Origin of the sequence: Actinomyces culturomici (assembly GCF_900499005.1) — a bacterium.
Taxonomy (GTDB): Bacteria; Actinomycetota; Actinomycetes; order Actinomycetales; family Actinomycetaceae; genus Pauljensenia; species Pauljensenia culturomici.
The window spans coordinates 138,920-151,255 of record NZ_LS991318.1 but is presented as its reverse complement, the minus strand read 5'-3'; the positions used below and the strand labels follow the sequence as shown (position 1 = coordinate 151,255).

The 12,336-nt window shown below is 73.6% G+C and carries 8 protein-coding genes; 4 read left to right on the top strand and 4 right to left on the bottom strand.

Features of this window, described 5'->3' with window-relative positions; genetic code table 11:
• Positions 1 to 995: 995 nt before the first annotated feature.
• Positions 996 to 1,859: a PP2C family protein-serine/threonine phosphatase gene (locus DY157_RS10415; protein WP_115728577.1), complete on the bottom strand. Its 864-nt coding sequence runs from the start codon at positions 1,857 to 1,859 to the stop codon at positions 996 to 998.
• A gap of 173 nt (positions 1,860 to 2,032) precedes the next feature.
• A complete protein-coding gene (eccCa, locus tag DY157_RS10410; protein ID WP_115728576.1) occupies positions 2,033 to 6,058 on the bottom strand; it encodes a type VII secretion protein EccCa in 4,026 nt (1,341 codons plus the stop codon).
• A 133-nt stretch (positions 6,059 to 6,191) separates the two neighbouring features.
• Here eccCa and DY157_RS10405 point away from each other — a divergent pair, with 133 nt between their 5' ends.
• Complete coding sequence (locus DY157_RS10405; protein ID WP_115728575.1) at positions 6,192 to 7,526, top strand: hypothetical protein; 1,335 nt, start codon at positions 6,192 to 6,194, stop codon at positions 7,524 to 7,526.
• Positions 7,527 to 8,246: 720 nt separating this feature from the next.
• Complete coding sequence (locus DY157_RS10395; protein WP_115728573.1) at positions 8,247 to 8,675, top strand: FHA domain-containing protein; 429 nt, start codon at positions 8,247 to 8,249, stop codon at positions 8,673 to 8,675.
• Positions 8,676 to 8,799: 124 nt separating this feature from the next.
• Here the strand turns inward: DY157_RS10395 and DY157_RS10390 are convergent, their stop codons facing one another.
• Together DY157_RS10390 and DY157_RS10385 are read right to left on the bottom strand one after the other, a co-directional pair.
• Positions 8,800 to 9,087 (bottom strand): WXG100 family type VII secretion target, encoded by a 288-nt coding sequence (locus tag DY157_RS10390; RefSeq protein WP_115728572.1) that lies wholly within the window; start codon positions 9,085 to 9,087, stop codon positions 8,800 to 8,802.
• 24 nt (positions 9,088 to 9,111) lie between these two features.
• On the bottom strand, positions 9,112 to 9,423 hold the full coding sequence (locus DY157_RS10385) for a WXG100 family type VII secretion target (RefSeq protein ID WP_235827191.1): 312 nt from the start codon (positions 9,421 to 9,423) through the stop codon (positions 9,112 to 9,114).
• 188 nt (positions 9,424 to 9,611) lie between these two features.
• Between DY157_RS10385 and eccD the strand changes: the two genes are divergently transcribed.
• Positions 9,612 to 10,922 (top strand): type VII secretion integral membrane protein EccD, encoded by a 1,311-nt coding sequence (gene eccD, locus DY157_RS10380; RefSeq protein WP_115728570.1) that lies wholly within the window; start codon positions 9,612 to 9,614, stop codon positions 10,920 to 10,922.
• Positions 10,922 to 12,336: type VII secretion protein EccB (gene eccB / locus DY157_RS10375; protein ID WP_218938099.1), on the top strand; the 1,415-nt coding region annotated here is incomplete at its 3' end. The genes eccD and eccB, both read left to right, overlap by 1 nt.

Here is a 12,336-nt window from a genome sequence, read left to right as displayed (position 1 = left end):
TGTTTACTTTTCAGTGAGCCGGCGCCCCCCGAGATCTACACCTCTCTATTCGTCGGCAGCGTCAGAGTGTATAAGAGACAGGGCGTGCGCGAAGCGCTCGAAGGACGAGTCGCCGGGCTCCCTGAAAGGCGGATCCTCCGGCTCGAGCGCCGCGGGCGCCGGCGCCGGGGAAGTCGGCGTCGTCAACGGCGCCGCACTCGTCGTGACCGGCGCGAGCGACGGCTCCGGCGCCCGATCGGGGAAGTCGGCGCGGGCGGAATGCTCCACGCGGACGCCGCGCGCGATATCCGCGTCCTCCGCCCGATCGGACGAGGCTCCGACGACGAGGGAGAACTCCGAATCGGCGTCCGATGCGGGCGCGGGGACCGCGCAGGGACTCGGCGCGGTCGGCGCCGGCACCGGCGCGGTTCGCTCAGGCGCGGCCGTCATGGGCGCGGCCGCAATGGGCGGGGTCGGCGGGAGCGCGACGGGCTCGACGACGGGCTCGGGCTCGTTCGGCGTCGACGGAGTCGCGGCGGGCGCGGGGACCGCGACCGCAGTCTCGTCGATGTCCGAGATCGTCGGCGGTTCCGCCTCGTCGAGGGCGCGGCCGATCCGCAGGGCGCCCGCCTCCGCCCGGTCGTCGACGACCGGCGCCCAGGCGCCGGCCCCGACCTCGTCGATGAGGAGCTCAAGGACCTGCCACTGCCCGGGATCGACCGGCCACCCCCACAGGGGCGTCGAGAATTCGCGGTCGACGGATTCTCCGAGGGCGCGTCCCCGCACCCGAGCGGCGCCGAGGACCGTGAGGTAGGCGCGCGGGCCGCCGCAGTCGAGCAGCGCGAGGGTGGCGCCCGACTGCGACGCCCGCGCGAGGAATGCCACGACGTCGCCGCGCCCCGCGAGAACGTCGTGCGCCGCCGCAGCGAGATCGGCGCCCACGAGCGCCGTTCCGAAGGGGCCCGAGACGACGACAGCGCCCGCTCCCCTGGTCGAGATCCTGCCGATCTGAAGCATCAGGCCTCCTCGTTCGCGCGGCGGGCCGTGAGGGTCGGCGCGGGGCGCACCGCGCGAACCTCCCTCTCGGAGGCGGGGGCGGGCGCGTCGGCCCCGGACGCGGTCTCCGCGCGGACGACGACAGCCGTCGCGTTGTCCTGGGTCCCGGCCGCGAGCGCGGCGTCGACCAGGCGGTTCGCGATCTCCTGCGGCTCTCCGCCGATCCCGGCGAGGCGGAGGAGCTCGGCGTCGTCGAGGACGCCGTGCACCCCGTCCGAGCAGATGAGGGCGAGGTCTCCCTCGGAGAGCGCGACGAGCGCGAAATCCGGTTCGGGGAGACCCGCGATCCCGGCGCCGAGAGCGCGGGTGACGATGTTCGCGGGCGGGCGCACGACCTCCTCGCCCGTCGCGGCGGCGAGATCGCGGGCCTCCTGGAGCGCCGAATGATCCTTCGTCAGTCGGCGTATCCCGCCAGCGCCGACGACGTACGTCCGCGAGTCGCCGATGTTGAAGGAGAGCCAAGCCGGGCCGTCCTCGCCGTCGAGGGCGAGAACGCCCGTGAGCGTCGACCCGGGCGCCGCCTGCGGATCGGTCGGATCGGCGAGGGCCGCGACCGCGAGCGCCGCCTCTTCGATCGCGGCGTCGAGATCGGAGATGTCGGGGCGCCTGGGGCCGAGCACGTCCGCACTCAGGCGCGCGCCGAGGGCGCGAACCGCACCGGCCGACGCCGCGGCGCCGCCCGCGTGACCGCCCATTCCGTCGGCGACCGCGAAGAGCGGGGGCGCGGCGAGCCACGAGTCCTCGTTCTCCGGGCGAGCCGGGCCGACATCGGTGGCGGCTCCCCATCGGGTGACGAGGACCGAGCCGAGTCTCGACAGATCCACTGGCACTCCTTCCTCGCGTCGGTCGAAAAGCTGTAGCGCAACGGGGGAGTCCCCGTCGCGATCATCTCACGGGCGCTCCCGCGCCCGCTCGGGGGGCGGGCCCGCGTTTCGCGCGCGCACTCGCGGCCCGCGCCTCACCGCCGGCGGAGCGGCGCCCCCGGCCGGGCGGCGTCTCATGCGATCGGCTCCGACCAGGCGAGCTGGGCGAGGACCCGGCCGGCGTCGCGCGAGATCACCTGCGCGCGGCCGGGAACGGCGCGCACCGGTTTGACGCGCCCGATGACCGCGCCCTCGTCCGGATTGCCCGACAGGAGGATGCCCGTCGCGCCGAACTCCCCCATCGACTGGAGGACCGGCTCGAACGCGGCGCGCGACGCGCCGCCCATCCGCCGGGCGACGACGATGTGGAGGCCGATGTCCTGGGCCTGCGCCATGAGCGGCTGGAGGACCGCCACCGGGTTCCCCGAGCGCGTCGCGACGAGGTCGTAGTCGTCGACGAGGACCCACGCCTCGGCGCCCGTCCACCACGAGCGGTTCCTCAGCTGATCGGTCGTCACCTGGTCACCGGGCAGGCGGCCGCGCAGGTAGGCGGCGAGGTCGCCGAGCTGCGACTCGGCCTCCTCGCGCGTCGTCATGTAGCCGGCGAGGTACTCCTCGGGGATCTCGCCGAGGAGCGAGCGACGGACGTCGACGGCGAAGATCTGCGCGGACTTCGGCGTGTTCGTCCGCATGATCTCGCGGGCGAGCGAGCGGAGGAAGGTCGTCTTCCCGGACTGCGCGTCGCCGTAGAGGTAGAGGTGCGACTCCTTGCGCGGATGGAGGAGGAGCGGCCCGAGCCGGGTCTCCTCGATGCCGAGGACGAGCGGGGCGACTCCGTCGACCGCCTCCGTTCCCGGCATCGCGCCGAGGGCGTCGAGCCCGATGCGCGTCGGGAGGAGGCGGAGCTTCGGGCCTGGCCCGGCGGGCATCGCCCGCCGGATCGCCGCGATCGTCGACTCGACGCCGGCCGCGAGGGTCTTCGGATCGTGGTCGCCGTCGGCGCGCGGCAGTGCGACGAGGACGTGGTGCCCGTCGACGTCGATGCCGCGACCGGGCCGCCCCTCGGGAATGCCCTGCTGGACGCGGCGGTCGATCTGCGAATCGGAGGCGTCGCCGAGGCGGAGCTCGAGCTTCGAGCCGATGAGATCGCGGACCTGCTGGCGGAAGTCCATCCACCGCTGGGCGCTCGCGATGAGATGGACGCCGAAGGTGAGGGCGCGGGCGAGGAGCTGCTGGACGCGGGCGTCGAGCCCTTCGAAGTCGGCCCGAAGCGCGCCCCAGCCGTCGACGACGAGGAACACGTCCCCGTAGCCGTCGTCGAATCGGCCCTGGGCCCGCCCCCGCCGGTAGGTGGCGATGGAGTCGATCCGATTCGCCCGGAAGTACTTCTCCCGGTCGGCGATGATCCCCTCGATCTCGGCGACCATCCGGTTGACCGACTCCTCGCGGTCGCGGGTCGCGACTCCCGCGATGTGCGGCGCGTCCTCGAGGGCGGCGAAGGCCCCTCCGCCGAAGTCCATGACGTAGAACTGGACTTCCTGCGGCGTCCTCGTGAGGGAGAGCGACTGGACGACCGTCCTCAGCGCCGTCGACTTGCCGGTGAGGGGGCCGCCGACGACGGCCATGTGGCCGCCCGCTCCGCCGAAGTCGAACTCGAGGATCTCCCGCCGCTGCTCGAGGGGGAGGTCGACGATGCCGAGCGGGATCCGTAGGCCCTCCTTCGCCCGCCACGACGGGGAGACGTACCCGAAACGCGGGTCGGCGACGAGGTCGGGCATGAGCGAGTCGAGCGTATCGGGAACGTCGAGGGGCGGCAGCCACACCTGGTGGGCGGGCACCCCCCTGCCCGCCATGCGCGCGACCGCGATGTCCATCTCCGACATGTCCGCCCAGCGCTCGTCGCCCGGTCGCAGCGGGGCCTCGCGCATCGCCTCGACAGGCGCGTTCTCGCGGGCGAGGACGGGCGCGGCCGTGAAGGGGAGAACCTCGATCGCAGCGGTCGGCGCGCCCGCCGACGCCCCCTGGAGCGCGCTCGCGCGCCGCGGAGGCGGGGGCGCCGCCACGTAGGACGCGCGGAATCGGACGAGCTGGTCGGTGCCGGTCTTGAGGTAGCCGACGCCCGGGAAGGAGGGGAGTTCGTAGGCGTCCGCGACGCCGAGGACGTCGCGCGACTCCGAGGCCGAGAAGGTCCGCAGGCCGATCCTGTACGAGAGATGGGAGTCGAGCCCCTTGAGGCGACCGGACTCGAGTCTCTGCGAGGCGAGGAGGAGGTGGATGGCGAGCGAACGGCCGAGACGCCCGATCGCGACGAAGAGGTCGATGAACTCCGGCTTCGCGCTGAGGAGCTCGGAGAACTCGTCGAGGATGATGAAGAGCGCGGGCAGCGGCTCGCCGTCGTGCTTGCCGGCGATCCGGTCGGCCTCGTAATCGGTGACGTTCGCGTAGTTGCCCGCGCGGCGCAGAAGCTCCTGGCGCCGGACCATCTCGCCGCGCAGCGCGTCCTGCATGCGGTCGACGAGGGAGAGCTCGGACTCGAGGTTCGAGATCATCGCGGACACGTGCGGAAGCGCCGACATCCCCGCGAAGGTCGCGCCGCCCTTGAAGTCGACGAGGACGAAGTTCAGCTGCTCGGGCGAGTGGGTGAGGGCCATCGCGAGGACGAGTGTGCGCAGGACCTCCGACTTGCCGGAGCCCGTGGCTCCGATGAGGAGGCCGTGCGGACCCATGCCCTGCTGCGCGGCCTCCTTGATGTCGAGGACGACGGGGATCCCCTCGGGCGTGACGCCGAAGGGGACGCGGAGGCGCTCGCGACCCTCGCGGCGCCTCCACCGCGCGTCCGGGTCGAAGTCGCGGACGTCGCCCGCGTCGAGGAGCTCGAGGAGGTCCGCGCTGCGCTTCGGATCCGAGCGCCCGATCGGGGAGTCGGAATCGGGCCGCTCCTCGTCGCCGAATCGCGTCATCCGGCGCGCCACCGCCTCCGCCTGGGCGATCCCCATCCGGTCCGCCCGAGCGACGAGCGGCGGACGATCCATGAGAAGGACCTCCATCGCGCCCGCCTCCCCCCGCCGGGCGGACGGGTGGAGGACGAGGCGCAGCGCCGAGCGCGAGACCATCGGCCCCCAAGAGGCGAGCGGACGGACCACCGTCACCCCGAGCGTCCCCTCGAGGCTTCCGAGGCGCGAGTTCGCGGGCGGCTCGACGCCGTCGCACACGAGGAGCAGATGCGGCCACGGCGTCGCCTCGTCGCGCTCCCGGAAGGCGGGCCGGGTCGTGATCTCCTCGCCGAGCAGGTCGACGAGTTCCGCGGGGTCGCTCGTCAGCATGCGCGCGGGTCCGAGGGCGTCGGACTCCTCAGTCGACCGGGCGTGGGGCAGCCACTTCACCCACTCCCAGTCGGCGAGGCGCTCGGAGGAGGCGAGGACGGCGACGCGCAGCGCGGTCGGCGGGGCGAAGACGGCGAGGTGCCCGATCATCGCCCGGATCTCGGACGCGGTCGCGCCCTCGTCCCCGCAGACGTCGATGCGGGAGAACTCGGAGAGGACGACGCCGAAGGGCATGTCGTCGACCCTCGAATGGGCCGCGAGGAAGCGGGAGACCGCCGAGTGGCAGACGACGTCGGGGTTCGCGAGCGGCGGCAGCTCCGGCTCGACGAGCTCCATCGCGAGGTCCTGAGTGGACGCGCCGAGACGGACGTTGAGGAGGTCGTCCGCGCCGATCTCCCGCTCCCACAGCCGCGAGGAGTCCTCGGCGAGGAGGACGAGGGCGTCCGGGTCGGGCAGGTGCCAGTTCGTGTACGCACGCTGCTTGCGGGCGACCGCGCGGACCGTGTCGCGCGTTTCGGAGAGGTAGGCGAGGTACTCGCGGCGCAGGCCGACGACCTTCGCGCGATGCGTCGAGATCTGCCGGTGGATGTTGAAGCCGACCATGGAGAGCATCGCGACGACCATCGCCCCCGCCATGAGGAGCATGCGCGTGTTCTGACCGTTCGACATCGCCATGAAGACCATGACGCCCATCGAGCCCATCATCGGGATGACGGTCGCGAGGATCGATCCGGCGCCCGCGGGCTCCGCCTGGTCCGGCGGAGCCTGGACGGGGATGCGCCCGCTGGGGAGTTCCGGCGCGCCGGTGCGGTCGAGGTCGTCGCCGATTCCTGCCATGTGCCCTCCTCGGGGGGATCGGTGCGGCCGTGAGGCCCGCCTCATACTATCGTCGGACAGTGAGCGGACAACCGGGCTCCGCCGCCGTCCCCCCAGGGCGCCGCGATCGGCGCGAAGAGAGAACGGAGAAGGCATGACGCCGTCACTCCCGTGCGCGACGATCGTCGACGCCGACGGGCGCCGCGACGTCGCCGTTCCACGAGGCACGACGGTCGCCGGACTCATGGCGATGCTCCGCCTCGATCCGGAGGGCGCACTCCGCCTCACGGGCCCGGACGGGCGCCCCCTCGATCCGGGCGCCGCGATCGGCGCCGATCTCCCGTCCGGCGTCGTCCTCGCCCTCTCGGACGCTCCTCGGACCGACACCGCCGGCCGCCCGTTGCCCGGATCGCGGACCCGCGAGCCCCTCTCCCCCGCGCTCCTCGGACTCCTCGCTCTCTCCGCGATCGCGATCCTCGAGGCCGGCGCCCTCCTCGCCCCGCTCCTCGGACTCGTCGCCGCGCCGACGTGGGCGCGGCTCGCCGGGCCCATCGCCGCGCTCGGCTGCGGCCTCGTCCTCGTCGATCGGAGGGCCCGCCGCTCGACCCCGCTGCTCGTCGTCCTCTCCCTCCTCTTCGGGTTGGCGGGCCTCGCCCTCGTCCCCCTCGAGGCGCCGTCGGCGCTCCCCCTCGCCGCCGTCGCCGTCGCGTGGACGGCGCTCGTCGGGTCGCTCGCCGCGGGGCTCCTCCTCGAGAGCCCCCGCTGCCGGGCGATCGCCGCCGCCTGGACGGTCGTCGCGCTCGGCGCCTCCCTCGCGGTCTTCACCGGCGCGCGCGCCGCGCTCCTCGCCCCGCTCGTCCTCGCCGCGGCCGTCGGCCTCATCACCGCCTCCCCCTCGATCGCGATGCGGATCCCCGAGAATCAGCTCCTCGACCTGCCCGCGGTCGCGACCTCGGCCGCCGGACTGCGGACCCCCGAACCCGCGGCGCCCTCGGAGATCACAATGCCGAGAATCGCCCGCACGCTGTCAGAAGCCCGCTCGCGCGCCGACGTCCTCGTCCTCGCGTGCGCGGGGCTGCTCCTCGCCGCCGCCCCCGTCGTCTACGCGCGGATCGGCCTGTCCGACTGGGAGGGGCGTGCCGCCCTCGTCCTCGCGATCTGCGCGCCGCTCGTCCTCCTCGTCGACGCGCGCGCCCGCCGCGAGCGCCTCGGACGCGCCCTCCCACGGGTCCTCGCGGCCGTCCTCGTCGTCCTCGCGCTCCTCTCCGCGCCGTCGCTCCGCGCCCTCGGTCCGCTCGTCGTCGCGGCCCTCCTCCTCGTCGCCGGGCTCGGCGTCGCGCTCGCGGGCGTCGCCTCCGCCTCCTCCCACGGCTCGGCCCTCCTCGGTCGGATCGCCGACGTGTCGCGAACGCTCGGCCTCGTCCTCCTCGTCCCGGCCGCGGTCCTCGCGTCGGGCCTCTTCGATCTCGCGAGACAGGCGGCCTCATGACCAGCACCGCATCCGTCCGCCCCGCCGCCGGCCCCGCCAAGCGAATCGCCGCCTACGCGGTCGACCTCCTCGTCGTCGCGGCCTGCGCCGGCGCCTCCTGGGCCCTGCGACCCTCCCCGGTCCTCGCGAGCATCGTCGTCGCCGAGGTCGTCCTCGTCCTTTCGGTCTCCCTCGCGGCGACCGGCCGTACGCCCGGTCTCCTCGCGACGCGCACGGCGATGACCGCCTCCGAATCGAGCCTCGCCCCGGGGCTGCGCCGCGGGCTCGTCCACTGCCTGGTCGCCCTCGTCGCGCACCTCGGCGTCGTCGTCCCTGCGCTCGCCGCCCTCCTCGTCACGGACGGGCGGACGTGGATCGACCGCGCCGCGGGCACGCGCGTCGTCGACCTCGCGAAGGAGGAGGCCCCAACCGAGATCGCCGTCCCCGCGAGCCCCTACTCCCACCGCCCCGACGCCGNAAAAAGGAAGACATGGGAGAGGGAGCTGTAACAAGATGTGGTGTTTTTTTTTTTCCAAGCAGAGGCGGACAAAGGGTTTCCCCTTTATTCTGGGGGGCGGGGAGTTGTGTAAAAGAGACGGGGCCCGACCGCCCCCCCCCGAGCCTGTTCCGCCGTCCGCGCCCGAGCCTGTTCCGCCGTCCGCGCCCGTCGCGGCCGCAGCGCCCGCCGCTCCCGCAGGGCCCGTCGAGGCGACGGCGCCCGTCTCCACGAAGCCGGAGGGCGTGGCGGCGCCCTCGCCCGCGCCTTCCTCGCCCTCGGCAGTCGATCCGTTCGCGCGCCCCGCGGCGCTCGGCGCCCCCGCCGCGACCCGAGCGCGCGTCTTCGCGGTGATGGACTCCGGCGAACGCGAGCCGATCGACGCGACGATCGTCATCGGGCGCGCGCCGAGCGCCGCCGACCCGGGCCAGCGACTCGTCGCGATCGCCGACTCGACGCGCTCCCTCTCGCGCACGCACCTGCGCATCGGGCCGACCCGGAGCGGAGTCTGGGTCGAGGACGCCTTCTCGGCGAACGGGACGAGCGCCCGCCTTCCCGACGGGCGGGTCCTCGAGCTCCCGCGCGGCGAGCGCCGATCGGTCCCGCCGGGGACGACGCTCCTCATGGGCGAGCGCACGCTCGTCCTCGCCGCGCAGAGCCCCGACGCGGGGTAGGACTCGGCCGAGGAAGCGCCCGGCGCCGCGGGTCCTCTCGCCGCGAGAGGACCGCGTCCCGGATACAACGAGGCCCCGCCCCCGGAAGGGGACGGGGCCGAAGCGCCGGGCCTCTGCACTCGCCTCACTGCTGGAAGCGGCTGGCGTTCACCCTGTCGGTCTGGCCGTAGGAGTCGTTCGCCGCATCGACGAGGCGGCTGATCTGGGAGAGCACGTCGCGCATGCCGAACATGCCCTCGGTCCACTGGGCCTTCGCGTGCTGGTAGGCCTGCTGCGCCTCGCCCTCCCAGTTCGTCTGGAGCTGGCGCAGCTCCCCGTCCATCGTGTCGAGCGCGGTCTGAATGCCGTTGACGCCGGTGGTGAGCTGGCCGGACGCCGTGGAGAGCGATCCGTAGTTGACGGTGAGATCCATGTCTGTCGTCCTCTTCTTCCGGTGTCAGCCGAGTCGGGCGGCGAGATTGTTGAAGGTCGATTCCTGGTCCTGGTCCGTCGACTCGTAGTCGCGCTGAGCGGACAGGAGGTTCTCCTCGAAGGTGTCGAGGGCGCTCGTCACCTTGCGTGCTTCGGCGTTCCACCGGGCCATGAGGGCCTGGAATGCCTGGGCGGCAGGGCCCTGCCAGCCGGAGCCGATCGCGAGCATGTCGCCCTCGACCGTCTTGATGCGGGTGTCCAAGTCGACTTTGGTATCGGCAACCGTCTGAGCGCCCCTGCGGATCGCTCCCTCGGCTGCTGAGATCTTGTCTGGCATTGTCGGCCTCCGTATGTGGTGATCTGCGCGGCTCACGCCCATCGTGCGCCGCGTGGGTCGTTTTCACCATACGGGACCGGGAGGACGTCCGTCCATATCCGTTACCGGATCACTGTCGACCGCGACGCGGCCCGACCTCACCCGTTAGCATCGGGGAGACACCACGACGCCCATCGCACGGAGGACGCATGGCCACGAGTTCATCGACGACGTCGTCGCTCATCGCGATCACCGTCTCATGCTCGGGCGAGTCGCTCGATTTCTCGGTCCCGCCCCGCGTTCCCCTCGCGGAGATCCTCCCCGGCGTCGTCGACTCCTTCGGCCGTCTCGACCCGCGAACGGCGTCGGCCGGCTACACGGCGCGCACGGCGTCCGGAAGGCGCCTCGATCAGTCGGCCGCGCTCGCCGACCAGGGCGTGAAGTCCGGCGCGCTCATCTCCCTCGTCCCGATCGGCGAGGGCGCCGGGGACCGCCGCTACGACGATCTCGTCGAAGCGGTCGGCGTCGGCGTCGAGGAGGACGTCGCCCCCTGGACGCGCGAGGATTCGCTCCGCCTCTCCGCGCACGCGTCGGCCGCCCTCGTCCTCGTCGCAGCGGTCCTCCTCGTCGTCTCCGCCCCGGCGTCCTTCGTCACCGCGGGCATCGCCGGGGCGGCGGCCCTCCTCGTCGCGGGCGCCGCCGCCCTCGTCTCCCGGTCCGCCTCCCCCATCGGAGCCCTGTCGCTCGCGGCCACGGCCCCCCTTCTCACGGCGGTCGCGGCGATCGCGCTCGTCGGAGGCGGATGGGGGCCGACCGCCCGCGTCGCCGCGGGCACGGGGGCCCTGCTCGGCGCCCTCGCCCACCTCGTCCTCCCCGCCGGGCTGCGGCCCTCGATCGCGGCGCCGCTCGTCGCGGGCGGCGCGCTCGGCCTGGCGGGCGTGCTCTCCGCGTTCGCGGGCGTCGCCGACGACCGGGCGGCGGCCCTCGTCCTCGCGCTCCTCCTCGTCGCCGTCCTCGCCGCGCCCTGGCTCGCCCTCGCGCAAGTGCCGGTGCGCGTCACGGGTCCGAACGTCCTCGACCGCGTCGACCCGGACGCGGTCCGCTCGCGGATGCGCCTGTCCGAGGTCTTCGTCGTCGCCTTCAAGGCGGGCGCCGCGCTCGCGGCGCTCATCCTCGCCCCGCAGCTCGCCTCCTCGGCCTCCGGGATCGCCCTCGTCGCCTGCACCGGCGTCGCGCTCATGCTCTCGACGCGCTCGATCCGCTCCCGCTCGGAGGTCCTCATCGGCGTCGTCGCCGGAATGGTCCTCACGGTCGGCGCGGCACTCGCGGCGGCGGTCGGGGCGCCCGTCCTCGCGCCGGGGATCGCTATCGCGGTCGTCGCCGTCGCCGTCGTCCTCCTCGTCGCGAATGTCGTCGACGCGAGGATGCGCCCGTGGCTCACGCGCCTGGCCGACGCGCTCGGCGTCCTCGTCCTCCTCGCGATCGCCCCGCTCGCCGCGCTCGTCTGGGGCGTCCTCTGATGGCGTCGAACAAGGACGTCCTCGAGGCGCAGCGCTTCAACCGCCGGCGGCTCGTCACCGCGTTCTCCTCGGGGACGCCGGGCGGCCGCGAGATCGAGTCCTCCTCGGGACTCGCCCCCCTGCTCGTCGGCGGCGTCGTCGCGCTCGGCATGGTCGGGGCGGCCCTCGTCATGGGCCGTTTCTCGCCGACGCTGCCGGAGGGCTGGGAGAACTCGACGACCGTCGTCGTCGCGTCGACCGGGGCCCGCTACTACACGATCGACGGCGCGCTCCGCCCGGTCGCGAACATCACCTCCGCGAAGCTCCTCTCCGAATCCGGCTCGTACCGGACGAGCCGAGTATCGGCCTCGACGATCTCCGGCATTCCGCGCGGCTCGCGGATCGGCCTCGAGGAGGCGCCCGACGACGTCCCCACGGCCTCCGCCCTCGCCTCGGGCGAGTGGACGGCGTGCGCCGCGGAGTCCGGGACGCGCACCTGGGTCGCGCGGACCCCGGAAGGGCTCGTCGACGCGCCCGCGGCGCTCGTCGTCAACGCGGGCGTCCTCGACCTCGTCGTCGGCGGAACGCGCCATCGGATCGACGACACGACGAACTCCGGCGTCCTCCTCGCCCTCGGCCTCGATTCGGCGACGCCGGTCGAGGTCGACGCCGCCTGGCTCGACCTCTTTGAGCGCGGCTCCGACCTCGTCGCGGTCGAGCTCCCGGAGGCGGGGGCGCCCGTTTCGGGCATGCCCGCGGCCCTCTCCACCGCGGTCGTCGGCACGATCGTCGAAGTCGAGTCCGAGGACGGCGCCGCGAGGCGCGAGTACATCGTCACCGGGGACGGGCGGATCTCGCCGCTCACCTCGACGGCCTCGCGCCTCTACCGGATCTCCGATTCCGGGGCGCTCGCCGGCAACCCGCTGAAGGCGAAGGTCGCCGATCTCGCCTCCCTCGAGATCGATCCCCAGGGCGTCGGCGCCTCGGACTGGCCCGACGAGGTCGGAGCGGTCATCGGGCCCGACGACGCGCCCTGCGCCTCCCTCGTCCTCGGCGAGGAGGGCGCGGGCTCGCGCCTCATGGCGATGCCCGGCGGGATCGACGAGGACGGGGTCGGTCCCGTGGAGGTCGCGGGCGGGTCGGGCGCCCTCGTCAAGGCAACCGCGGGCGGGGATCTCGGCGCGGTGCTCTTCGTGTCCGACGACGGGCTGCGGCACGGGCTCGGCGTCGATCCGACCGACTCCCTCGCCCGCCTCGGGTGGCGACCGGAGGACGTCGTCGCCGTCCCGGCCGCGTGGACGGCGCTCGTCCCCGAGGGGATCGCGCTCACCCCTTCCTGTCCCTTATACACCACTGGCGCTGCCGACCAAAGAAGAGGTTGTGTATTCTCCACATGTCGCTGTCCTGACCAAAAGAGAGATAATCATAACTTGCA

Excerpts from the sequence above, each read along its gene's own strand:
- DY157_RS10385 (WP_235827191.1), bottom strand. The coding sequence starts at position 9,423 with ATGCCAGACAAGATCTCAGCAGCCGAGGGAGCGATCCGCAGGGGCGCT.
- eccCa (WP_115728576.1), bottom strand. The coding sequence starts at position 6,058 with ATGGCAGGAATCGGCGACGACCTCGACCGCACCGGCGCGCCGGAACTC.
- DY157_RS10390 (WP_115728572.1), bottom strand. The coding sequence starts at position 9,087 with ATGGATCTCACCGTCAACTACGGATCGCTCTCCACGGCGTCCGGCCAG.
- DY157_RS10405 (WP_115728575.1), top strand. The coding sequence starts at position 6,192 with ATGACGCCGTCACTCCCGTGCGCGACGATCGTCGACGCCGACGGGCGC.
- eccD (WP_115728570.1), top strand. The coding sequence starts at position 9,612 with ATGGCCACGAGTTCATCGACGACGTCGTCGCTCATCGCGATCACCGTC.